A 22,502-nucleotide genomic window follows, 5' to 3' on the forward strand; every position below is an offset into this window, starting at 1 on the left:
ATGCGGACACTGCTGTTGAATCGCGCCACCTCCGGCTGGACGCGGCTACCTGCGCTTGTGCTCTGCGCGGCCGCTCTGATTTCCGTTCAATCGCGCGCGATCGCGCAGCAGCCGGTCGATCCGGCCGCCGGCCCGCAGGCCGCGGCCGCCTGGCTCGACCGGATCCAGCAGGCCGCCCAGCAGCAAAGCTACGACGGCACTTTCGTGTTCCAGCGCGGCACCTACGTGCAGTCCTCGCGGATCACCCACATCGCCGCCAAGGGCGGCGAATTCGAACAGATCGAGAGCCTCGACGGCAAGCCTCGCACGCTGCTGCGCCACAACGACGACCTCGTCACGCTGGTGCCGGAGCGGCATCTCTGCGTGGTCGAGCGGCGCCAGAACCGCGATGCCTTCCCGTCGCTGCTCGGCGCGAGCGGCGAGCAGGTGCTGTCGGTCTATGATGCCAAGCCGCTCGGGCAGGACCGGGTGGCCGGCATCGACGCGCAAGTGGTCGAGCTGGTGCCGAAGGATGGCTACCGCTACGCCTACAAGCTCTGGACCGATGCCAGGACCGGCTTGCTGCTGCGCACGCAGACGCTCGATGCCGACGATCACGTGCTCGAGCAGGTTGCCTTCTCGCAGTTGCAGATCGGCACGGCGAACCCCAACCTGAAGACCACCATCGCCAATGGCGTACGCAATCCCGCCGACTGCACGGTGGTGCGTCCGCCGGTGGCGAGCGTCGACATCGAGGCGCAGGGCTGGAAGCTGGGGCCGAGCGTGGCGGGCTTCCGCAAGATTCGCGAGGTGCGCCGCCCGATGGCCGCGCGCGATCCGGGAGAGCCGCCGATCGCCGTCGACCAGGCCGTCTTCACCGACGGGCTGGCCACCGTCTCGGTGTTCCTCGAGCCGGTCGAGAAGGGCTCGCGCAAGGAAGGGGCGGGCAGCACCGGCGCCACCCACGTGCTGGTGAAGCGCCGCGGCGATTTCTGGATCACCCTGCTCGGCGAAGTACCGCCGGCCACCTTGCAGCAGTTCGCGGCTGCCATAGAATACAAGCCTTCGAAGTAAGCTCCGGTTCCTCGACATGACCACCACCACGCTGCCTACCTGGATGGCCGCGGTGGCGCTGACGGCCTGCCTGCCGCTCGCGTCGCTCGCCGCGCAACCCGCTTCGATCGTGCCGGGCGCCTCCGCGCCGGCCGCCGCCTCGGTGCCCGTGGCGCCGCCCTCGGCGCCGGCGGCTCGCGCCGCGTTGCCCGACTTCGCCGACCTGGTCGAGAAGGCCGGCCCGGCGGTGGTCAACATCCGCACCACGGCGACGGTGCCGGCCGATCCGCGCGGCGTCTTCCCGCAAGGCCCGGACGACGGCGACATGTCGGAATTCTTCCGCCGCTTCTTCGGCATCCCGCTGCCGCAGGCGCCGGGCGCGCCCAAGAACGCGCAGCCCGATGTGCCCGACACGGAACAGAACCGCGGCGTCGGCTCGGGCTTCATCCTGTCCCAGGACGGCTACGTGATGACCAATGCGCACGTGGTCGACGATGCCGACACGATCTACGTGACGCTGACCGACAAGCGCGAGTTCAAGGCCAGGCTGATCGGTATCGACGAGCGCACCGACATCGCGATCGTCAAGATCAACGCCACCAACCTGCCGACCGTGGCGATCGGCGATTCGAACAAGGTGCGGGTGGGCGAGTGGGTGGTCGCGATCGGCTCGCCGTTCGGGCTCGACAACACCGTCACGGCCGGCATCGTCAGCGCCAAGGGGCGCAACACCGGCGACTACCTGCCGTTCATCCAGACCGATGTGGCGGTCAACCCCGGCAACTCCGGTGGCCCGCTGATCAACATGAACGGCGAGGTGATCGGCATCAATTCGCAGATCTACAGCCGCACCGGCGGTTTCATGGGCATCTCGTTCGCGATCCCGATCGACGAGGCGATGCGCGTGGCCGAGCAGCTCAAGGCCAGCGGCAAGGTCACGCGCGGGCGCATCGCGGTGGCGATCGGCGAGGTCACCAAGGACGTCGCCGACTCGATCGGGCTGCCGCGCGCGGAAGGCGCGCTGGTCAGCAGCGTCGAGGCGGGCGGGCCGGCGGACAAGGCCGGCGTGCAGCCGGGCGACATCATCCTGAAGTTCAACGGCCGCGACGTGGACGAGGCCACCGACTTGCCGCGCATGGTGGGCGACACCAAGCCGGGCAGCAAGGCCACCATTACGATCTGGCGCAAGGGCGCGGCGCGCGACCTGCCGATCACGATCGCCGAGGTGCCGGCCGAGAAGGGCAATGCCCGCGCCGACGGCGGCAAGCCGAGCCAGCCGGCCAAGCCGCGCCAGAGCAATGCGCTGGGGCTGACCGTGAGCGACCTGACGGCCGAGCAGTTGAAGGCGGCCAAGGTACCCAACGGCGTGCATGTCGACGCCGCCGACGGCCCGGCCGCGCGCGCGGGCCTCAAGCGCGACGACATCGTGGTGCGCGTCGGCGATACCGACATCACCAGCGCCAAGCAATTCGTCGAGGTCACCTCGAAGCTGGACCCGCAGAAGATGGTCGCGGTGCTGGTGCGGCGCGGCGACAACACGCAGTTCATCCCGCTGCGCCCGCGCGCGGCCCAGAAGTAGGGCGCGCGTGGCCTTCACGCTCTACGGCCGCGGCTGGTGCCATCTGTGCGACGAGATGCAGGTCGCGCTGGCGCCCGTCGCGGCCGAGTTCCGTCTGCCGGTGACGGTGATCGACATCGACACCGATCCGGCGCTGGTCGCGCGTTACGACGAGGACGTGCCGGTGCTGCTGCTGGATGGCGTGGAAGTATGCCGGCATCGTTTCGACGAAGGCGCGGTGCGCGCCGCGCTGTCGCGGCGGCCGGCCGGCTCGGACGCTTGATGCCGGCTGGGCACGGGCCGATCGGGCCCCGGGCGCCGGGGCCTGGAAAGCAACGCCGTCACGGCCGGCCCAGCAGGTTTCGTGCCGTCGGCGCGGCCGGCCAGCCAAAATGCCGCCCCGGCCAGGCCTTTTCGGCTAAAATAGGCTGTTTTTTCACCGACTTACACAAGGCGTGCTCCGCAGTCGTCGAGCGCGCCTTTTTCGCTTGATCGGCACTGAATGGATCATATTCGTAATTTCTCGATCATCGCGCACATCGACCACGGCAAGTCGACGCTCGCGGATCGCATCATCCAGGTATGCGGCGGTTTGACCGACCGCGAGATGGAAGCCCAGGTGCTCGACTCGATGGATCTCGAGCGCGAGCGCGGCATCACGATCAAGGCGCAGACCGCCGCGCTGTCGTACCGCGCGCGCGACGGCAAGCTCTACAACCTGAACCTGATCGATACCCCGGGGCACGTCGACTTTTCCTATGAAGTCAGCCGTTCGCTGTCGGCCTGCGAGGGCGCGCTGCTGGTGGTCGACGCCAGCCAGGGCGTCGAGGCGCAGACGGTCGCGAACTGCTACATGGCGATCGAGCTCGGCGTCGAGGTGGTGCCGGTCCTGAACAAGATCGACCTGCCCGCAGCCAACCCCGAAAACGCGATCGAGGAAATCGAGGACGTGATCGGCATCGACGCGACCGACGCGACGCGCTGCAGCGCCAAGACCGGCCTCGGTGTCGAGGACGTGCTGGAGTCGCTGATCGCCAAGGTGCCGGCGCCCAAGGGCGATGTCGACGCGCCGCTGCAGGCGCTCATCATCGATTCCTGGTTCGACAGCTACGTCGGCGTGGTGATGCTGGTGCGCATCGTCAACGGCACCCTGCGTCCCAAGGAAAAGATCAAGCTGATGGCGACCGGCGCGCAGTACCCGGTCGAGCATATCGGCGTGTTCACGCCGAAGTCGCGCAATCTCGAATCGCTGTCGGCCGGCCAGGTGGGTTTTATCATCGCCGGCATCAAGGAGCTGACGGCCGCCAAGGTGGGCGACACCGTCACGCACGCGGCCAAGGCCGCGCCCGAGCCGCTGCCGGGCTTCAAGGAAGTGAAGCCGCAGGTGTTCGCCGGCCTCTATCCGGTCGAGGCGAACCAGTACGACGCGCTGCGCGAATCGCTCGAGAAGCTCAAGCTCAACGACGCCGCGCTGCAGTACGAGCCGGAAGTCTCGCAGGCGCTTGGCTTCGGCTTCCGCTGCGGCTTCCTGGGCCTGCTGCACATGGAGATCGTGCAGGAGCGTCTCGAGCGCGAGTTCGACATGGACCTGATCACCACGGCACCCACCGTGGTCTACCAGGTGGTGCAGAGCAACGGCGAAACCCTCGTGGTCGAGAACCCGGCCAAGATGCCGGATCCGGGCCGCATCGAGGAAGTCCGCGAGCCGATCGTCACGGTCAACCTCTACATGCCGCAGGACTACGTCGGCTCGGTCATCACGCTGTGCGAGCAGAAACGCGGCTCGCAGATCAACATGCAGTACCACGGCCGCCAGGTTCAACTGACCTACGAAATCCCGATGGCGGAAATCGTGCTCGACTTCTTCGATCGCCTGAAGTCGGTGTCGCGCGGTTATGCCTCGATGGACTACGAGTTCAAGGAGTACCGCGCCTCGGACGTGGTCAAGGTCGACATGCTGATCAACGGCGACAAGGTCGATGCGCTGTCGATCATCGTGCACCGTTCGCAGTCGCAGTATCGCGGCCGCGAGGTGGCGGCCAAGATGCGCGAGATCATCCCGCGCCAGATGTACGACGTGGCGATCCAGGCCGCGATCGGTGCGAACATCGTGGCGCGCGAGAACATCAAGGCGCTGCGCAAGAACGTGCTGGCCAAGTGCTATGGCGGCGACATCTCGCGAAAGAAGAAGCTGCTCGAAAAGCAGAAGGCCGGCAAGAAGCGCATGAAGCAGGTGGGTTCGGTCGAGATCCCGCAGGAGGCGTTCCTCGCGATCTTGCGCGTCGAAGACAAATAACAGGACTGATCCTTTTATGAATTTCGCATTGATTCTTTTTGTGCTCGTCGTCTTGACGGGTATCGCGTGGGTGCTGGACAAGCTGGTGTTCCTGCCGGGCCGTCGCAAGGCCGCCGACGAGGCCGCCGCCGAATTCGACCGCCAGCAGGCGCGCGTCGGCGAGCGCTTCGCCGACGAGAACGCCGCCGAGACGCGCGCCAAGCTGCGCGACGATAAGCTGCGCCAGCCGTGGTGGCTCGAGTACACGGCGAGCTTCTTCCCGGTGATCCTGGCGGTGTTCGTGGTGCGTTCCTTCGTGGTCGAGCCGTTCAAGATCCCCTCGGGCTCGATGGTGCCCACCCTGCTGGTGGGCGACTTCATCCTCGTCAACAAGTTCGACTACGGCCTGCGCCTGCCGATCACCAACCAGAAGATCACCGCCGGCCGGCCGCTGGAGCGTGGCGACGTGGTGGTGTTCCGCTATCCGAAGGATGAGTCGGTCGACTACATCAAGCGCGTGATCGGCCTGCCCGGCGACACCGTCCAGTACTACGACAAGAAGCTGACCATCAACGGCCAGCCCGTGCCGGAAACGCCGCTGGCCGACTACTTCGACGAAGAGCGCATGAACTACGCGAAGCAGTACGAGGAGAGCATCGACGGCCGCAAGAACGCGATCCTCAACAACCCGGCCGTGCCGCCCTTCGTGATGGGCGCCGACGACTTCCCCTACAAGAGCAACTGCGAGTACAACGAGCACGGCGTGACCTGCAAGGTGCCGCCGGGCCACTACTTCATGATGGGCGACAACCGCGACAACAGCGCGGACAGCCGCTACTGGGGCTTCGTGCCCGACAAGGACCTGGTCGGCCGCGCCTTCTTCATCTGGATGAACTTCAGCGATCTCAAGCGCATCGGCTTGTTCCACTGAACGTCGCCATCCTCGCCAGCATTGCACCACGGCCGGGCGCAATGCTGGCAAATCACTTCAAGAACCGGCGGTAACACCGCTGCCACACGCCTTTTCGTGCCCGGCATCCGTCACTCGACGGCACCGGCGCCCGCGTTATACTCCTGCACATGCCTCAGTCCCAGTTGGAAAGCCGGCTGCGCTACGAATTTCGCAATGCGGAATTGCTGCGTCAGGCTTTGACCCATCGTAGCCACAGCGCCACGCATAACGAACGGCTCGAGTTTCTCGGCGATTCCGTTCTCAATTGCGCGGTGGCTGCCCTTTTGTTCCAGCGCTTCAGCAAGCTGGACGAAGGCGACCTGTCGCGCGTGCGGGCCAATCTCGTCAAGCAGCAGTCGCTGTACGAGATCGCTCAGGCCCTCAATATCTCCGAAGGCCTGCGGCTCGGCGAGGGCGAGCTGCGCAGCGGCGGCTTCCGCCGCCCGTCGATCCTCGCGGACGCGTTCGAAGCCATCATCGGGGCGGTCTTCCTCGATGGCGGCTTCGAAGCCGCCCAGGGGGTGATCAAGCGCCTCTATATCCCGATCCTCGACCACATCGATCCGCGCACGCTGGGCAAGGACGCCAAGACGCTGCTGCAGGAGTATCTGCAGGGCCACAAGATCGCGCTGCCCACCTATACCGTGGTGGCCACGCATGGTGCAGCGCACAACCAGCAGTTCGAGGTCGAGTGCACGGTACCCAAGCTCGATATCAAGGTGTCGGGTTCGGGCGCGAGCCGCCGCGCGGCCGAGCAGGCCGCCGCGAAGAAGGCGCTGGACGAGGTGATGGCGCGGCCGATGGCGGCCGCCAAGCCGAAGCGCTCGAAGAGCGCGCGGGCCTCCAAGGCCGAGCCGGAGATCGTGCCGGGCGTGAAGGGCGTGCAGGAAGCGCTGGACCTGCGCTCGACGCCGGAACGCAAGGAGCGCGCCGCTGCCGCGGCGAGCGCCGCGCCGGGCGAGGCCGCCAAGGCACCGGCCGAAACGGCTGCCGAGCGCGGCGCGCCGGTGGCCGTGATCCGTGCCGGCGCGCATGCCGAAGCTGGCGCCGACAAGGGCGAGCGCGCGGAACGTGCGGTAAGACCTGCCGACAAGCCGGCGCCGGCCGTGGCCGAGAAGCTGGTCGCCAGCGACAAACCCGCCGACAAGCCTGCTGACAAGCCCGCCGAGAAATCCACGGAAAAACCTGCCGGCGACAAGCCCGCGCCGGCCTCCGACAAGCCCGAAGCCGCCTCGCGCGGCGCCGGCGCCCCGGATCGGACGTTGCGTGCACGCGACACCGCAGCGACGCTGTCCGGCGAGCCGGACGCCGATCTCGCCGCCGTGCCCCTGCGCGTGGCCGATGCCGGCCATTGAATCCCTGATCCATCCGCGAGCCGCGTCGTGCGGCCCGCCCCGAATTGCAGCAGCCTGATATGAACGCACCCGCCACTCCCGCCGGTTTCCGTTGCGGCATGATCGCCATCGTCGGCCGGCCCAACGTCGGCAAGTCGACGCTGATGAACGCGCTGGTCGGCCAGAAGATCAGCATCACCTCGCGCAAGGCGCAGACCACGCGCCACCGCATCACCGGCATCCACACGCTGCCCGACGCGCAGTACATCTTCGTCGACACGCCCGGTTTCCAGACCCGTCACAGCACCGCGCTGAACCGCTCGCTGAATCGCACCGTCACCTCGACGCTGACTTCGGTCGACGCGATCCTGTTCGTGATCGAGGCGGGCCGCTTCGGTCCCGACGACCAGAAGGTGCTCGACCTGATCCCGAAGAGCGTGCCGACCCTGCTGATCCTCAACAAGCTCGACCGGATCACCGACAAGAGCTCGCTGTTCCCGTTCCTGAAGCAGATGGGCGAGCTGCGCGAGTTCGCCGAGGTGGTGCCCCTGTCGGCCAAGCATGTCGACGACATCAGCCGCCTGATGGAGACGGTCAAGCCCTACCTGCCGGAAGGCGAGCCGATCTACGGCGAGGACGACCTGACCGATCGCAGCTCGCGCTTCCTCGCCGCCGAGATCCTGCGCGAGAAGGTGTTCCGCTGGACCGGCGACGAGCTGCCGTACACCAGCACCGTGATCATCGACAAGTTCGAGGAGGAAGGGCGCCTGACGCGCGTGTTCGCCACCATCCTGGTCGAGCGCGATTCGCACAAGGCGATGGTGATCGGCAAGAAGGGCGCCAAGCTCAAGCAGATCAGCACCGAGGCGCGGCTCGACATGGAGAAGCTGTTCGATGGACCGGTCTATCTCGAAACCTTCATCAAGGTGAAGAGCGGCTGGGCCGACAACGAAGCAGGGCTCCGTGCCTATGGGTACGAATGAGGACACGCACGGCGCCGACGAGCTTCCCGTGTCCGTCGTCGATCCGGCGCCGCCGTTAGCGTCGGCGGCTTCCTCCGCGCCGGCCGCTTCCGCTGCTCCCGCCCCGGCCGCCGAGCCGGCGCCGGCGCGCAAGCCGCGCCGTCCTTCCGCGCGCGCTTCCGACTTCCGCGTCTCCGAGCAGCCCGGCTTCGTGCTGCACAGCTATCCCTATCGCGAAACCAGCCTGATCATCGACGTGCTGACGCGCGACCACGGCCGCGTCGCGCTGGTCGCGAAGGGCGCCAAGCGCCCGCACTCGGCGCTGCGCGGCGTGCTGCAGACCTTCCAGCCGCTCTCGCTGTCCTGGTCCGGCAAGTCCGAGATGCGCACCCTGACCGGCGCCGAGTGGGTCGGCGGCATGCTGCCGCTGGGCGGCGACGCGCTGCTCTGCGGCTTCTACGTCAACGAATTGCTGGTGAAGTTCTGCGCGCGCGAGGATCCGTTCCCGCCGCTGTTCCAGCATTACCTCGTGACGCTGGCGCGGCTCGCGCACGACGAGCCGGCCGTGCAGGTGCTGCGCTCGTTCGAGCGCGTGCTGCTGCGCGAGACCGGTTATGCGCGCGCGCTGAACCGCACCACGGCGCGCCGCGCGGTGCAGCCCGAGGGGCGCTACGTGTTCGACCCCGAGCGAGGCGTGCGCGAGGCCAGCGACGAATTGCCGGCCCACTGGCCGGTGGTCGCGGGCCAGACATTGCTCGACATGGAGGAGGACGATTACCATCGTGCCCAGACCGTCGCGCAAAGCAAGACGCTGATGCGCTTCCTGCTCAACACCTATCTGGGCGGCACGCCGCTCGCCACGCGCCAGATCCTGATCGACCTGCAAAACCTATGAGCTTCTTCCTGACCGCGCCGACCGTCATCGATCTCGGCGTCAACATCGATCACGTCGCGACGCTGCGCAACGTGCGCGGCACCGCCTATCCCGACCCGATCCGCGCCGCGCTGGCCGCCGAGCAGGCCGGCGCCGACGCGATCACGCTGCACCTGCGCGAGGATCGCCGGCACATTCGCGACGCCGACGTGCGCGCGCTGCGCCCGCTGCTCACCACGCGCATGAACCTCGAATGCGCGATCACCCAGGAGATGCTCGACATCACCTGCGAGGTCCGGCCGCACGACGCCTGCCTGGTGCCCGAGAAGCGCGAGGAGCTGACCACCGAGGGCGGCCTCGACGTGGCCGGCCATTTCGAGAGCGTGCGTGCCGCCTGCCGGCAGCTCGCCGAGGCGGGCGTGCGCGTGTCGCTGTTCATCGATCCCGATGCCGAGCAGATCCGTGCCGCGCACGAGGCCGGCGCGCCGGTGATCGAGCTGCATACCGGCGCCTACGCGGAAGCGCACGACGCGGCCGGCCAGCAGCGCGAATTCGAGCGCGTGGTGGCCGGCGTGGACGCCGGCGTCGCGCTGGGCCTGAAGGTCAACGCGGGTCACGGCCTGCATTACACCAACGTGCAGGCGATCGCCGCGATCGACGGCATCGTCGAGCTGAACATCGGCCACGCGATCGTCGCGCAGTCGATCTTCACCGGCTGGGACAACGCGGTGCGCGAGATGAAGGCGATCATGGTCGCCGCGCGCGTGGCCGCGCGTCACGGCGGCCGCTGAGCCCGCGCCGCGCTCATGGCCATCTACGGCATCGGCACCGACATCGTCCAGGTGAGCCGGATCGCGGCGGTGCTCGAACGCACCGGCGGCCGCTTCGCCGAGAAGGTGCTCGGCCCCGACGAGCTGCGCGTGTTCGCGGCGCGCCGCAGGCGCTCCGAGGCGCGCGGCATCGCCTTCCTCGCCACGCGTTTCTCGGCGAAGGAGGCGTTCTCGAAGGCGATCGGCCTCGGCATGCGCTGGCCGATGACCTGGCGCGCCCTGCAGACCCTCAACGAAGCAAGCGGCCAACCCTATGTGCTGGCTTCCGGCGAACTCGCCGCGTGGCTGGCCGAGCGGCGCATCACTGCCCGCGTGACGGTCAGCGACGAACGCGACTACGCGGTGTCCTTCGTGGTCGCCGAGGTGCCTGACGACGGCGCGCCTGCCGCCGTCGCCGCCCGCAACTGAACTTCCTTTTTCCACGGACCCGATTCGATGAAACCGACTCCCGGCCCCGTCATGCTCGATGTGGTGGGCACCACGCTCACGCGCGACGACGCGCGCCGCCTCGCGCATCCGCGCACGGGCGGCGTGATCCTGTTCGCGCGCCACTTCGAGAACCGCGCCCAGCTCTGCGCGCTGACCGACGCGATCCGCGCGGTGCGCGAGGACATCCTGATCGCGGTCGACCACGAAGGCGGCCGCGTGCAGCGCTTTCGCACCGACGGCTTCACGGTGCTGCCGGCGATGCGGCGCCTGGGCGAGCTGTGGGACAAGGACGTGCTGCACGCCACCAAGCTCGCCACCGCGGTGGGCTATGTGCTGGCCGCCGAGTTGCGCGCCTGCGGCATCGACCTGAGCTTCACGCCGGTGCTCGATCTCGACTACGGCCGCTCGAAGGTGATCGGCGATCGCGCCTTCCATCGCGACCCGCGGGTGGTCACGCTGCTGGCCAAGAGCCTCAACCACGGGCTCGCGCTGGCCGGCATGGCGAACTGCGGCAAGCATTTCCCCGGCCACGGTTTCGCCGAGGCCGATTCCCACGTCGCGCTGCCGACCGACGACCGCCCGCTCGAGCAGATCCTCAAGCTCGACGCGGCGCCTTATGACTGGCTCGGCCTGTCGTTGTCGGCGGTGATCCCGGCGCATGTGATCTACACGCAGGTCGATGCGCGCCCGGCCGGTTTCTCGTCGATCTGGCTGCAGCGCGTGCTGCGCGAGCGGCTTGGCTTCACCGGCGCCGTGTTCAGCGATGATCTCTCGATGGAGGCGGCGCGCGCCGGCGGCACGCTCGCGCAGGCCGCCGATGCGGCGCTCGAGGCCGGCTGCGACATGGTGTTGGTCTGCAACCAGCCCGAGCAGGCCGAGAAGGTGCTCGACGAGATGCAGGCGGAGGTGTCGGCCGAGTCGGCGCGCCGTATCCGCCGCCTGCGCCCGCGCGGCAAGCCCGCCAGCTGGGACAAGCTGATGCGCCGGCCCGAGTACCAGCGTGCCTCGGCCCTGCTGCGCGAGACGCTCGGCTGATTGGTCTCGCCTCGCGTCATCAACGACAAAGGCCGCGCTGGGCGCGGCCTTTGTCGTTAACCAGCGGCACGGAGCAGTGTCCCCGCCCGGCTCACTCAATTCATCTTCATGCGCTGCAGCTTGTTATAGAGCGTCTTCGGGCTGATGCCGAGCAGGGCGGCCGCGCGGTGCCGCGTGCCGCCGACCGCGTCGAGCGTGGCGCGGATCAGCAGGTCCTCGACGTCCGACAGCGGTGTGCCGACGCGCACCTGCACGCTGCTGCCGTTGAGTGCGGCGCCCGGCACGAACACGCCGTCGTTGGCGCGCAGCGTCTCGATGAAATCGCCCGAGGCCTCGTAGGCCAGCCGCACGCGTTCGCGCAGCTCGCGCACGTTGCCGGGCCATTCGTAGGCCAGGCATTCGCGCACGAAGTCGGGCGCGATGCGCTTGTCGACCGCGCCCAGGCCGGCCTGGCGCGCTTCGCGGTTGAGATCGTCGACGAAGGATTCGGCGATCTGCAGCATGTCGTCGTCGCGTTCGCGCAGCGGCGGCAGCGCGATCGAGGCGGCGTCCAGACGCAGCCACAGGTCCTCGCGCAGCGTGCCGTTGTCGAGCGCCTCGCGGGCCGGGCGGCGCGAGGTCGCGATCAGCCGGAAGTCGGTCGCGATCTCGGCCGAGCCGCCGATGCGCATGAAGGACTGCGAGTCGAGCGCGCGCAGCAGCGCTTCCTGGATCGACAGCGGCAGCGAGGTGATGTCCTTGAGCAGCAGGGTGCCGCCGCTGGCCTGCTCGAACAGGCCCGGCTCGCGCCGCTCGGCGCCGCCGTAGGTGCCGCGTTCGCGGCCGAACAGCATGCTCTCGATCACGATGCTGCCGAGTTCGAGCACGCGCGGCAGTTGCAGCGCGGCGCGACAGTCGAACTTGATGAACGGGCCCTTGCGGCGACGGCTCAGGTCGTGCAGCGCGCGAGCGGCGGCTTCCTTGCCGGTGCCGGCCTCGCCCCACAGCAGCACCGCGGCCTCGCTGCGCGCATTGCGCTCGATCATGTCGTAGGTGTGCTGGATCGCGTCGCTGCGGCCGATCAGGGGGCCGAAGCGGCCGAGCCGGCGCAGCGTGGTGCGCAGCGACTGCACTTCCTCGATCAGCTCGTAGGGGCGCGGGATCCGCGCCAGCAGGCTGCGCAGCCGCGGGATGTTGACGGGCTTGAGCAGGTAATCCCAGATGCCATGCCGCAGCCCCTCGATCGCGCTCTCGACCGTGGCATTGCCGGTCAGCACGATCACCGGCAGGCCGCCGTTCGGCTGCTGCGGCTGGGGCAGGTGCTGGAGCAGGTCGAAGCCGCTGCCGTCCGGCAGGTTCAGGTCGACCAGCACCACGTCGGGGATGGTCCGCGCCAGCGCGGCGCGGGCCTCGGCGAGCGAGGTGGCCGTGTCGACCGTGAAGCCGTCCGCGGCGAGCAGCGCCGTCAGGCCGGACAAGCTGTTGGGATCGTCTTCGACTATGAGGGCGTGTGGCATGGTGTGCGGAATGTTCAAAGGGCCGGCCGTACGTGACGGGCGTGTGCGCCCTATTGTTCGATTAGAGTCGGAATTTTATGTCCCTCGGCGCCGCTAGCGTACGGTATTTGCGGTTGAAAGCAAAAGAGTTACCGAAGATACAAATTGATGCCTTTTCTGTATGACGACGCATCGGCTTTTGTGCATCGCGGCTTTGGCGCAATAATCTGTCTCCGGAAAAGAAAAAGCGCCCCGAAGGGCGCTTTTCCAAGCCGTTTGCGCGAACTTATGCGCGGCTGCGGTATTCGTTGGTGCGCGTGTCGATTTCGATCTTGTCGCCGGTGTTGCAAAAGAGCGGCACTTGCAGCTCGTAGCCGGTGGCGATCTTGGCGTTCTTCAGCACCTTGCCCGACGAGGTGTCGCCCTTGACGGCCGGTTCCGTGTAGGTGATCTCGCGCACGATGACGGTCGGCAGGTCGACCGAGATGGCCTTCTCGTTGTAGAACACGACTTCGCAAGCCATGCCGTCTTCGAGGTAGTTCAGCGCGTCGCCCATCATTTCCGCTTCGACTTCGTACTGATTGTAGTCGGCGTCCATGAACACGTACATCGGATCGGCGAAGTACGAGTAGGTCACTTCCTTGCGGTCGAGCACCACCACGTCGAACTTGTCGTCTGCCTTGTAGACCGATTCCTGGCCTGCGTTGGTCAGCAGGTTCTTCAGCTTCATCTTGACGACGGCGGAATTGCGGCCCGACTTGTTGTATTCGGCCTTCGCGACGACCCACGCGTCACTGCCGACCATCACGACGTTGCCTACGCGGAGTTCCTGTGCGGTTTTCATATCAAAACTGTCCTGTGCAAAAAATTTGTCCTGACGTTGCGCAACGGCCGACAACGCAAGCGAGGGCGGTGGGGCCCGGGCTTGACCGATCCGGCCCGGGTAGCCCGAGGCGCCGGGGCTGGAACGCGCTTGCGTGGTCCGCCGTTGGATAACCGCTTATTTTAACTGAGTTTTTGTGAATTCCGCCAGATTTCCAGCGAGATCGCCGACCGCCGCCAGTTCTTCCGCCCAGGCGCCGGCGCGCGCCTCGAAGGCGGCGCGATGGACGATGAAATCGGCCCAATCCGGCGTGCCCGCGCCGTTCCAGGCGTGCCAGAAGCGCGCGGCGGCCTCGCGCGCGGGCTCGGGCAGGCCGGCGGCGAGATGGGCGAGCGCGGCGTCGAGCTTGGGCAGGTGCGCGTCGTCGCCCTGTGGATAGATATGCCAGACAAATGGCTTGCGCGCCCATTGCGCGCGCACGAAGGAATCCTCGCCGCGCACGAAGTTCAGGTCGCTGGCCCAGAGCAGGGCGTCGTAGTCGGGCTGGGCGACGAAGGCCAGGCCGTGGGCGCTGAGCCTGCCCGCCGTGGCCCGGCTGCCGGCGCCGAAGCGCTCCAGGCCGAAGAAGGCGGCGATTTCCGGGCAGATCCGGCCCTCCGGCACCAGCAGCACGATCGGCAGTTCGCCGTCGCGCCATTGTTCCAGCAGCGGACCCAAGGCGGGATTCTCGTAGGCGAACAGCGAGATCACGCAGGCCTCGCGCGTCGGCGCCGGAGCGCCGGTGGCGCGCCGCCACCAGGCCTCGCGCGCCTCGGTCGAGGTCTCGAAGGCCTCGCGGCGCGCATCCAGGCCGGCTTCCTTGAGCACGCCGCCGGTGCCGGGGCCGAGCCCGGGGAAGAAGAAGCTCTTCAGCAAGGCGTGGCGCGGATGCGGCGAGGGGCGCTGGTGGAAATCGGCGACCCAGTCCTCGGCGCTCAGGTATTCGAGGTTGATCCAGACAGGCGCGCGTTCGCGGCGCGCCATCGCGGCCACGTACTCGGCCGGCAGCTCGCAGCCGAAGGCCTCGATCACCACGTCGGCGATCGCCAGCGTGTCGCCGGCATGGACGGGCTCGCCCCAGTGTTCGATGGCGATGCCCTCGACATGCTGGCGCCTGGCGGCGGGATCGACCGCCGGCGCCAGGCGCGCGAAGGTATGCAGGTCGTCGACGATCAGGCGCAACTGCCAGCCGTGCTCGCGCGCGAGCTGGGTGGCCAGGCGCCAGCACACGCCGATGTCGCCGAAGTTGTCGACCACGGTGCAGAAGATATCGCAGGCGATCGGCTCGGGAAGGGCGGCAGCGTCAGGGATCGGGGGCATCGAAGAAACCGGGGCGAATGCTCTAAACTGGCGATTCTAAATGACCTGTTCGCGCGCCACGGCGCCCGGATCACGCATGACAGCCCCCGATCAGTCCGACCCGTCCTCCTCGCCCAGCCAGTCCGAATCGCCGCCCGTGCCCGCCCCGGCCGATGTGCCGTTCGAGCCGAAGCCGATCCTCGCGCAATTGCCGCACCTGCCAGGCGTCTATCGCTACTACGACGCCGGTGGCGCGGTGCTCTACGTCGGCAAGGCGCGCAACCTGAAGAAGCGCGTCTCGAGCTACTTCAACAAGACCCAGTTGTCGCCGCGCATCGCGATGATGGTCACGCGCATCCGCAAGATCGAGACCACCGTGACGCGCTCGGAAGCCGAGGCGCTGCTGCTCGAGAACAACCTCATCAAGGCCCTGGCGCCGCGCTACAACATCCTGTTTCGCGACGACAAGTCCTATCCCTACCTGAAGCTGACCGGCCATGCGTTTCCGCGCATGGCCTATTACCGCGGTGCCGTCGATCGCAAGAACCAGTATTTCGGGCCGTTCCCGAGCGCCTGGGCGGTGCGCGAGAGTATCCAGATCCTGCAGCGCGTGTTCCAGTTGCGCACCTGCGAGGATTCGGTGTTCAACAATCGCACGCGGCCCTGCCTGTTGCACCAGATCGGCCGCTGCACGGCGCCCTGCGTCGGCGCGATCGAGGCGGAGGATTACGCGCGCGACGTCTCGAACGCCTCGCGCTTCCTGCTCGGTCGGCAGAACGAAGTGATGAAGGAGCTCGAGCAGAAGATGCACGCCTTCGCGGCCGAGCTGAAGTTCGAGCAGGCCGCGGCGGTGCGCAACCAGATGAGCTCGCTGTCGACCGTGCTGCACCAGCAGGCCATCGAGGTCGGCAGCGAGAGCGACGTCGACATCCTGGCCGTGGTGGCGCATGGCGGGCGTGTCTGCGTGAACCTGGCGATGGTGCGCGGCGGCCGGCATCTCGGCGACAAGGCCTATTTCCCGGCGCATGCCGACAGCGCGATCGCGCTGGCGGCGGGGCGCGACGAGGTGGCGGAAGGCGCCGGCGAGCCCGGCGGCGAGGAGGCGGCGATCGTCGAGGATCTGGCGGCGGCGGTCGGCACCCTGCCCGGCGATGTCGATGCGCAAGCGGCCGCGCCCGAAGCCGATGCGGCGGGCGCGGCGCCGTCCGTCGAGGTGCCGGCGCCCTTGGCGGCCGATGACGATGCCGCTGTTCCGGCCGATGAATTGACCGAGGCAGCCGAAGCAACGGGAGCGGAAACGGAAGCCGATTCGGCCGGCATCTCGATCGAGACCGAGGTGCTCGAGGCCTTCATCGCCCAGCACTATCTCGGCAATCGCGTGCCGCCCGTGCTGGTGGTCAGCCACGCGCCGGCCAATCGCGAGCTGATCGACCTGCTGGTCGAGCAGGCCGGGCACAAGGTGGCGGTGCTGCGCCAGCCGCAAGGCCAGAAGCGCGCCTGGCTGTCGATGGCCGAGCAGAATGCGCGGCTCGCGCTGGCGCGGCTGTTGTCCGAGCAGGGTTCGCAGCAGGCGCGCACGCGCGCGCTGGCCGAGGTGCTCGGTTTCGAGGCCGAGGACCTGGCCCAGTTGCGCATCGAGTGTTTCGATATCAGCCACACCATGGGCGAGGCGACGCAGGCTTCCTGCGTGGTGTTCCATCACCACAAGATGCAGTCGGGCGAGTATCGCCGCTACAACATCACCGGCATCACGCCCGGCGACGACTACGCGGCGATGCGCCAGGTGCTCACGCGCCGCTACGAGAAGATGGTCGAGCAGGCGGCAGAGACGGCAGCCGCCGATGCGGCCGCCGGCATCGACGGCGACGCGACGCGCGCCAGCGCCACCGCCGCGCTGCTGCCGAACATCGTGTTGATCGACGGCGGCAAGGGGCAGGTGGAGGTGGCGCGCCAGGTGTTCACCGAACTCGGGCTCGACGTGTCGATGCTGGTGGGCGTGGCCAAGGGCGAGGGGCGCAAGGTCGGCCTGGAGACGCTGGTGTTCGTCGACGGCCGCCCCACGCTCGAGCTCGGCAAGGAAAGCGCGGCCCTGATGCTGGTCGCGCAGATTCGCGACGAGGCACATCGCTTCGCCATCACCGGGATGCGCGCCAAGCGTGCCAAGACGCGCCAGACCTCGCGGCTGGAGGAGCTCGAAGGGGTTGGCGCGAAGCGGCGCCAGCGCCTGCTGGCGCGCTTCGGCGGCTTGCGCGGCGTGGTGGCCGCGAGCGTGGAGGAGCTGGCCAGCGTGGAGGGCATCTCGCACGCGCTGGCCGAGCAGATCTACCGCCAGTTGCACTGAGGCGGCGCGGGGCCTTCGGGCCGCGGATTCCGCTCGGCTTGTGGCAGGCCGGGCGGCGCGGCACAATTGCACATCCTTTACACGTCCAGCCCGTCATGCCGTTCAATTTCCCGATTTTCCTGACTTGGGTGCGAATCGTGCTGATTCCGCTCGTCGTCGGCCTGTTCTACCTGCCGGACGTGATGATGAGCGTCGAGCACCGCAACCTCGCGGCCGCGCTGGTATTCGTGCTGGCCGCGCTGACCGATTGGTTCGACGGCTTCCTGGCGCGCAAGTGGAACCAGACCTCGGCGTTCGGCGCCTTCCTCGACCCGGTGGCGGACAAGCTGATGGTGACGGCCGCGCTGCTGATCCTGGTGCAGCTCGCGCGCATCGACGCGGCGATTGCCCTGGTGATCATCGGTCGCGAGATCGCGATTTCGGCGCTGCGCGAATGGATGGCGCAGATCGGCGCCTCGAAGAGCGTGGCGGTGAATTCGCTCGGCAAGTTCAAGACCGCCTGCCAGATGGTCGCGATCCCGATGTTGCTGTACTATGGCGCGCTGCCGATTGGGGGCGGTATCGCGATCGACACCCGCGTGTGGGGGCTCTGGCTCATCTACCTTGCGACGGTGCTGACGATCTGGTCGATGCTGTACTACATGAAGCTGGCCTGGCCGCAGATCCGCGAGCGAGGCGGTGCGATGTGAGATTTGCAGGTGTCGAGAAAAAGGGTGCGAAAAACGCTTGACACACTGAAACAGCTTCTACATAATCTCATTTCTCCGCTGCACTGAAACGAACGCAGCAGCTAACGAAGCAGAAGCGCGGAGATGCCAGCAAGTAATGTGGCGATGGCAGCAGGAAGCAAAACGCGGGAGTAGCTCAGTTGGTAGAGCGCAACCTTGCCAAGGTTGAGGTCGCGAGTTCGAGACTCGTCTCCCGCTCCAGATTCAAGCAGCGTTTTGTTGAAGCAGTAGTGGTTCGGCAAGGGCTGGATTTTGCAGGACATGCGGGAGTAGCTCAGTTGGTAGAGCGCAACCTTGCCAAGGTTGAGGTCGCGAGTTCGAGACTCGTCTCCCGCTCCAAAACAAGGGGAAGCCAGGCTTCCCTTTTTGTTTGGCGAATTTTCCGGCTTGCCGGGTTCGCCAGATAAAAATCTGCGGTCGTTGCATCGGTATCGCGACGGTCGTCAGTCCGCTTATGGCGCGATAGCAAAGCGGTTATGCAGCGGCCTGCAAAGCCGTGTAGGCCGGTTCGACTCCGGCTCGCGCCTCCAGAAAAAGCCCCGCTTTCGCGGGGCTTTTCGTTTTTCCGTCCTTGTTTCTCCCTTGCAGCCCTGTAGCCGGCGCCTTGACGCGCGAGTCGCCGTACTAAAATACGCGCCCGTTCACGGCAGGGGCACGCCCCGTCGCGCGATGCCGCCTGGCAGGCGCGGATTGCGCGGCATCGACAAGGTCATCATGAGTCTCTCGGCAAGAAACGCGTTTCAACGGTTATGGCCTTATGTGCGTCCGGTAGCGGGGATCACCGGACTTGGCTTCCTCGCCACGGCCCTGGTGGCGGCGACCGAGGCCTATGTGCCCGCTTTCCTGCGGCGCTTGCTCGACGAGGGATTCAGCCCGCACGCACCGCAATCCGCCTGGTGGAGCATTTCGCTTACCTTCCTTGGGCTGGCCTGCCTGCGCGGGGTCGCGCAGTTCTCCTCCAGCTACCTGCTCGGCTATGTATCGAACAACGTGGTGATCCGGATTCGCGAGGCCATGATCGAGCGAGTGGTGCGCGCTGGCGCGCCGTTCTTCCAGCGGGAGACCGCCAGCACGATCATCAATGCCGTGGTGTCCGAAGCCAACCAGGTGCTGCTGATCGTGACCAGCGCGCTCGTCACCTCGGTCCAGGGCGCGCTGACCGTGATCGGCTACCTCGCCTACCTGTTCTATCTCAACTGGCGCCTGACGCTGGTGATCGCGGTGGTGCTGCCCGGCATTGGCTGGCTGGCCGGCCAGATCAACCGGCGCATGCGCCGCCTGAACCGCGAACAGCAGGCGATGACGAACGACTTGTCCTACGTCGTCGAGGAGATCGTGTCCGGCTACAAGGTGGTCAAGATCCATGGCGGCGAGCAGTATGAAATCGATCGCTTCATGGCCATGAGCCGCCGTCTCAAGGGGTATGCGATCCGCGGCATCGCCTCGGGCGGCCTGGCCCAGTCGCTGACGCAACTGCTGGCGTCGATCGCGATCGCCGTGGTGATCGCCATCTCGATCTACCAGGCCTTGCACGGGCACGGCAACGGCAACGATTTCATGACCTACATCCTGGCGACCCTGCTGGCGATCTCGCCGCTCAAGCAGCTCATGTCGGTCAACCAGCCGCTGCAACGCGGGATGACCGCGGCCGAACTGATCTTCCGGCTGATCGACGAACCTCCCGAGGCGATCCAGGGCGGCCGCCGGATCGAGAAGGCGCGTGGCGAGATCGAGTATCGCGAGGTGTCGTTCGCCTACGAAGGCGCGGCGCGGCCGACGCTGGAGCGCATCTCCTTCACGATCCGGCCTGGCGACATGGTGGCGCTGGTTGGACCTTCCGGCGGCGGCAAGACGACGCTGGCCAACCTGCTGCCGCGCTTCTTCGATCCGACCGGCGGCGCGATACTGCTCGACGGCGTGCCGATCACGGAGCTGGACATGCACGATCTGCGTGGCCAGATCGCGATGGTGAGCCAGGACGTGGTGCTGTTCAACGACAGCATCGCGGCCAATGTCGCCTATGGCAGCACGCCCGATCCCGAGAGGGTCTGGGCGGCGCTGCGTGCCGCCAATCTGGCCGACACGGTGGCGGCCATGCCAGACGGACTCGACGCGATGATCGGCGGCGACGGCATGCGCCTGTCGGGTGGCCAGCGACAGCGCCTCGCGATTGCCCGGGCCATCTACAAGGATGCGGCGGTGCTGATTCTCGACGAGGCCACATCGGCGCTCGATTCCGAGTCGGAGCGCCTTGTGCAGGACGCGCTCGAGCGCTTGATGGCAGGGCGCGCGACGATCGTGATCGCGCATCGGCTCTCGACCATCGAACGTGCCGACCGGATCCTGGTGCTCGAAGCTGGGCGCATCGTCGAGCAGGGCAGTCATGCGGTGTTGTTGCAGGCCGGGGGCCGTTATGCGCGGCTCCATCGGACCCAGTACCAGCAGGAAGCGTCCGCGTCGGGATGACGCGCCTGATTCGCGCGGCCCGATCGCGCTGGTCTTTTTCGAGAGGGGCAATCGGCCACGTCTCCACAACGGGCACCCGTAACCTTGTGTCGCTCGACGCTCCATTCTTCCTCGGTTATTAATCGGATCCTCAGCAACCGAGGGGCCAGCAAATGAAGCGAAACTATCTTCGGGTGGGCGATTGTTCGACCAGCGGCGGGAGGGTTGTCGACGGCATTGCGTCCATGACTTGCGACGGTATCGAACTGACCTATGTGGGCGCCGGGGTCAGCTGCCCGGCGTGCCGCCAGACCGGCATCATCGTCGCCGCGGGGCCGCGCTGGGCGGATGACTTGATGGGCCGCCAGGCAGCGCTGGAAGGCGATGAGGTCGCATGCGGATGTGATCCGCGCCCGACGATGGTCGCGTCGCAATGCTCGATGTTTCAATCGTTCGAGTCGAACCAACTGCGCCGCATGGGTTTCACTTCACCGGGCCTTCAACGGGCGCTCGATCCCGAGCTTGCCCAGCCTTCCAGCGGTATCTGCCTCTCCTGCATGCTTGTCGCCGCCAGGTGTGCCGCGTCGATGATCGTGCGGCAGTGATCGACCGTGAGCATTCGGATCGTTTTCGAGGCATGGCGAGCGCGCGCGCGTTTGCCGGTACGTCTTTTCGGGCTCGCCGACGGCCTGCTGTATTCCGAAGTGTCAGGCGCATTCCCGAATCGCACCGGGGAATCGACCATGGCCTTGCTCGATGCAACGCCTGATGCATCACTTGCGGATGCCGGCCCGTGGATGTTCGACTGCGAACGGATCGACAGCGATACGCAAGCCGCGTTGGCAAGGCTCGCGCGGAGCGAATATGGCGTCAGCTGGATCGTCAGCGCATATCAGGTGCGACAGCTTGCATCGGAGCTTCGCCAGCGCCTGGACGCGACCTTGCCTGACGGCAGACACGCCATGCTCCGCTACTACGACGCCCGCGTCATGCGATATCTCGCGCCGGCGCTCGGTTCGAGCGAAGGGACGATGTTCTTCTCCCCGACGTTCGACTGGTTGATCGAGATCGACGGGAAGTTGTCCAGGGCGCATCCTCATGCCGCTTGAGCTCACGCCGGCACATCTATCGGCACTGGCCGAAGGCGAAGCCCGCAACTTCGTCGATGGCGTGCGTCGAGACCTGACCAGGGACGATCCTGCCTTGGAGCGGGACATCGATCTCGATAGCCGTCTTCGGCATGCGTATCGAGCAGCCCGGACACTCGGCATTCAAGACAGCGAACATCTCGTCCGGTTTCTGGTGATCGAGGCGTATTCACGTGATGGCTTTTACGACAAACCTGCAACGCGGGCCTGGCTGTCCAAGCCAGGTCGAAGCGCCGACGAGCGCTTCCACGTCTACGTCCAGGAAATCACCTGGCGATCCAAACATCCGGATAGTCTGAAAGGAGTCCCGCATGGCGCTTCCACTGATCCCCTTGCTGGCAGCGGCAGCGGTGGAGGCCGGCCCGGTCTTGTCGGCTATTGGCGGCGCCTTGTTGGGCGGTTCGGTGGCGGCAGGCGTGGCTAGTATCGGGGGGAGTACGGTGCGAACGAAGGACGATGCACAAGCCGCGTCTAGGACGGTCGTCGACTCTCGGGAATCCTGCAAACCGTGTCCACCCGCGACGAGCGGCACGAAGGTCCGAAATAATCACGGTGTGAATTGGCCGGCCTATGAATATCAGGCACGAGTGACCGGCTTCGCCTTCGACACGGAAGCCTGCCGCTGGAGCGACGAGTGGAAGTGGCTGGGGAACGACTACGATGGTTTCAGGCCGGGGGAGTGCCTGCTGCAGGAGGCGAAGGGGAACTATGATCAATTCCTGGACGGGTCGATTCCCCGGGCGCAGGACTTCTTCCAGGGATGGGCGCCGATGATCGAGTCGGCTATCAACCGCTCAAAGGTGGTGAACGACAATCCGCCGACTCGACTTCGATACTATTTCCAGGGGCGGTTGACGTATAAAAAGATGGCTCGGCACCTACGTTTTTGAGAATCGAATCCGAATACTTTCCGTGATCATGCC

General features: G+C 66.7%; 21 protein-coding genes and 3 tRNA genes. 21 read left to right on the forward strand and 3 right to left on the reverse strand.

What is annotated here, in order from left to right:
* The 11 genes from FB600_RS12800 (at position 1) to nagZ (ending at position 11,281) form a co-directional block, all read left to right on the forward strand.
* Positions 1 to 1,053 (forward strand): MucB/RseB C-terminal domain-containing protein, encoded by a 1,053-nt coding sequence (locus FB600_RS12800; RefSeq protein ID WP_096749489.1) that lies wholly within the window; start codon positions 1 to 3, stop codon positions 1,051 to 1,053.
* Between the two features lie 16 nt (positions 1,054 to 1,069).
* Positions 1,070 to 2,611, forward strand: a complete 1,542-nt coding sequence (locus FB600_RS12805) for a DegQ family serine endoprotease (RefSeq protein ID WP_096749488.1) — start codon at positions 1,070 to 1,072, stop codon at positions 2,609 to 2,611.
* 7 nt (positions 2,612 to 2,618) lie between these two features.
* A complete protein-coding gene (locus FB600_RS12810; RefSeq protein WP_096749487.1) occupies positions 2,619 to 2,873 on the forward strand; it encodes a glutaredoxin family protein in 255 nt (84 codons plus the stop codon).
* 219 nt (positions 2,874 to 3,092) lie between these two features.
* Positions 3,093 to 4,886, forward strand: coding sequence for a translation elongation factor 4 (gene lepA, locus FB600_RS12815; protein ID WP_098154393.1), 1,794 nt, complete (start codon positions 3,093 to 3,095; stop codon positions 4,884 to 4,886).
* 16 nt (positions 4,887 to 4,902) lie between these two features.
* Positions 4,903 to 5,796 (forward strand): signal peptidase I, encoded by an 894-nt coding sequence (gene lepB / locus FB600_RS12820; RefSeq protein WP_096749485.1) that lies wholly within the window; start codon positions 4,903 to 4,905, stop codon positions 5,794 to 5,796.
* A gap of 149 nt (positions 5,797 to 5,945) precedes the next feature.
* Positions 5,946 to 7,172 carry a ribonuclease III gene (gene rnc, locus FB600_RS12825; RefSeq protein WP_096749484.1) on the forward strand — a complete coding sequence of 409 codons (1,227 nt, stop codon included), beginning with the start codon at positions 5,946 to 5,948 and terminating at the stop codon, positions 7,170 to 7,172.
* A 59-nt stretch (positions 7,173 to 7,231) separates the two neighbouring features.
* On the forward strand, positions 7,232 to 8,134 hold the full coding sequence (gene era / locus FB600_RS12830; RefSeq protein ID WP_013697087.1) for a GTPase Era: 903 nt from the start codon (positions 7,232 to 7,234) through the stop codon (positions 8,132 to 8,134).
* Positions 8,121 to 9,008 carry a DNA repair protein RecO gene (gene recO / locus FB600_RS12835; protein ID WP_025098846.1) on the forward strand — a complete coding sequence of 296 codons (888 nt, stop codon included), beginning with the start codon at positions 8,121 to 8,123 and terminating at the stop codon, positions 9,006 to 9,008. The genes era and recO overlap by 14 nt, the downstream gene beginning before the upstream one ends.
* The gene (gene pdxJ, locus FB600_RS12840; RefSeq protein ID WP_047838403.1) at positions 9,005 to 9,778 is read left to right on the forward strand and encodes a pyridoxine 5'-phosphate synthase; all 774 of its coding nucleotides are present in this window, start codon (positions 9,005 to 9,007) and stop codon (positions 9,776 to 9,778) included. The genes recO and pdxJ overlap by 4 nt, the downstream gene beginning before the upstream one ends.
* 15 nt (positions 9,779 to 9,793) lie before the next feature.
* Positions 9,794 to 10,225: a holo-ACP synthase gene (gene acpS, locus FB600_RS12845; protein WP_096749483.1), complete on the forward strand. Its 432-nt coding sequence runs from the start codon at positions 9,794 to 9,796 to the stop codon at positions 10,223 to 10,225.
* Positions 10,226 to 10,252: 27 nt separating this feature from the next.
* A complete protein-coding gene (gene nagZ, locus FB600_RS12850) occupies positions 10,253 to 11,281 on the forward strand; it encodes a beta-N-acetylhexosaminidase (protein ID WP_013697091.1) in 1,029 nt (342 codons plus the stop codon).
* Between the two features lie 95 nt (positions 11,282 to 11,376).
* On the opposite strand, the gene FB600_RS12855 is transcribed toward nagZ, so the two are convergent.
* From FB600_RS12855 to earP, 3 genes are all read right to left on the reverse strand, one after another.
* A complete protein-coding gene (locus tag FB600_RS12855; protein ID WP_013697092.1) occupies positions 11,377 to 12,777 on the reverse strand; it encodes a sigma-54-dependent transcriptional regulator in 1,401 nt (466 codons plus the stop codon).
* A 265-nt stretch (positions 12,778 to 13,042) separates the two neighbouring features.
* Positions 13,043 to 13,600: an elongation factor P gene (gene efp / locus FB600_RS12860; RefSeq protein ID WP_013697093.1), complete on the reverse strand. Its 558-nt coding sequence runs from the start codon at positions 13,598 to 13,600 to the stop codon at positions 13,043 to 13,045.
* A 156-nt stretch (positions 13,601 to 13,756) separates the two neighbouring features.
* Positions 13,757 to 14,938, reverse strand: coding sequence for an elongation factor P maturation arginine rhamnosyltransferase EarP (gene earP, locus FB600_RS12865; protein WP_096749480.1), 1,182 nt, complete (start codon positions 14,936 to 14,938; stop codon positions 13,757 to 13,759).
* 136 nt (positions 14,939 to 15,074) lie between these two features.
* On the opposite strand from earP, the gene uvrC reads away from it, so the two are divergent.
* From uvrC to FB600_RS38075, 10 genes are all read left to right on the forward strand, one after another.
* A complete protein-coding gene (gene uvrC, locus FB600_RS12870; protein WP_145756954.1) occupies positions 15,075 to 17,258 on the forward strand; it encodes an excinuclease ABC subunit UvrC in 2,184 nt (727 codons plus the stop codon).
* Between the two features lie 95 nt (positions 17,259 to 17,353).
* Positions 17,354 to 17,947 carry a CDP-diacylglycerol--glycerol-3-phosphate 3-phosphatidyltransferase gene (gene pgsA, locus FB600_RS12875; protein ID WP_013697096.1) on the forward strand — a complete coding sequence of 198 codons (594 nt, stop codon included), beginning with the start codon at positions 17,354 to 17,356 and terminating at the stop codon, positions 17,945 to 17,947.
* A 164-nt stretch (positions 17,948 to 18,111) separates the two neighbouring features.
* A tRNA-Gly gene (locus FB600_RS12880) sits at positions 18,112 to 18,187 on the forward strand.
* Between the two features lie 62 nt (positions 18,188 to 18,249).
* Positions 18,250 to 18,325: transfer RNA gene (locus tag FB600_RS12885), tRNA-Gly, on the forward strand.
* Between the two features lie 117 nt (positions 18,326 to 18,442).
* Positions 18,443 to 18,516: transfer RNA gene (locus FB600_RS12890), tRNA-Cys, on the forward strand.
* Between the two features lie 184 nt (positions 18,517 to 18,700).
* Positions 18,701 to 20,452: a lipid A export permease/ATP-binding protein MsbA gene (msbA, locus tag FB600_RS12895; protein ID WP_145756942.1), complete on the forward strand. Its 1,752-nt coding sequence runs from the start codon at positions 18,701 to 18,703 to the stop codon at positions 20,450 to 20,452.
* Positions 20,453 to 20,604: 152 nt separating this feature from the next.
* Positions 20,605 to 21,036, forward strand: coding sequence for a PAAR domain-containing protein (locus tag FB600_RS12900; RefSeq protein ID WP_105829399.1), 432 nt, complete (start codon positions 20,605 to 20,607; stop codon positions 21,034 to 21,036).
* 6 nt (positions 21,037 to 21,042) lie between these two features.
* Positions 21,043 to 21,540 carry a DUF4123 domain-containing protein gene (locus FB600_RS12905; RefSeq protein ID WP_096749478.1) on the forward strand — a complete coding sequence of 166 codons (498 nt, stop codon included), beginning with the start codon at positions 21,043 to 21,045 and terminating at the stop codon, positions 21,538 to 21,540.
* Complete coding sequence (locus FB600_RS12910) at positions 21,530 to 22,003, forward strand: hypothetical protein (RefSeq protein ID WP_145756941.1); 474 nt, start codon at positions 21,530 to 21,532, stop codon at positions 22,001 to 22,003. Before FB600_RS12905 ends, FB600_RS12910 begins: the two co-directional genes overlap by 11 nt.
* A 130-nt stretch (positions 22,004 to 22,133) precedes the next feature.
* Complete coding sequence (locus FB600_RS38075) at positions 22,134 to 22,469, forward strand: restriction endonuclease fold toxin 5 domain-containing protein (RefSeq protein ID WP_315898307.1); 336 nt, start codon at positions 22,134 to 22,136, stop codon at positions 22,467 to 22,469.
* The last annotated feature ends 33 nt before the right edge of the window (positions 22,470 to 22,502 follow it).

The organism is Burkholderia sp. SJZ089 (genome assembly GCF_007828315.1).
GTDB classification, from domain to species: domain Bacteria; phylum Pseudomonadota; class Gammaproteobacteria; order Burkholderiales; family Burkholderiaceae; genus Burkholderia; species Burkholderia gladioli.